This window comes from Paracoccus sp. S4493, from assembly GCF_000967735.1.
Classification (GTDB): Bacteria; Pseudomonadota; Alphaproteobacteria; order Rhodobacterales; family Rhodobacteraceae; genus Paracoccus; species Paracoccus marcusii.
The window spans coordinates 1-467 of record NZ_JXYF01000425.1; the positions used below are offsets into that span (position 1 = coordinate 1).

The following is a 467-nucleotide window of genomic DNA, read 5'->3' on the forward strand; positions in this document are numbered from 1 at the left end:
CGGCACCGTCGCCGCGATGGGCGATCCGGTCGACACGGTGGGCTATGTGTTCGGCACATCGTCCTGCACCATGACCACGACGCGGAACCCGGCCTTCGTGCCGGGTGTCTGGGGGCCCTATTTCTCGGCCATGGTGCCGGGCATGTGGCTGAACGAGGGCGGGGAGTCGGTCGCGGGCGCGGCCATCGACCACCTGCTGCGCCTGCATCCCGCCCACGACCAGGCGACCGATGCTGCCCGCGCGCAGGGCCGGTCCCTGCCCGAATGGCTGGCGGACCAGGCCGCGCCCGACGCCGTGCGGCAGGCGGCCCACCTGCATGTGGTGCCCGAATTCCTGGGCAACCGTGCGCCCTTTGCCGACCCCCATGCCCGCGCCATCGTCAGCGGCCAGGGGATGGACACGGACCTGGCATCCCTGATCTCGCTGTATGTCGCGGGGGTCTGCGGGCTGGGTTACGGCCTGCGCC

1 protein-coding gene is annotated in these 467 nt (G+C 71.9%); it reads left to right on the forward strand.

What is annotated here, in order from left to right:
* On the forward strand, nt 1-467 hold a 467-nt coding region (locus TW83_RS18225; protein WP_045984201.1), incomplete at both ends, for an FGGY-family carbohydrate kinase.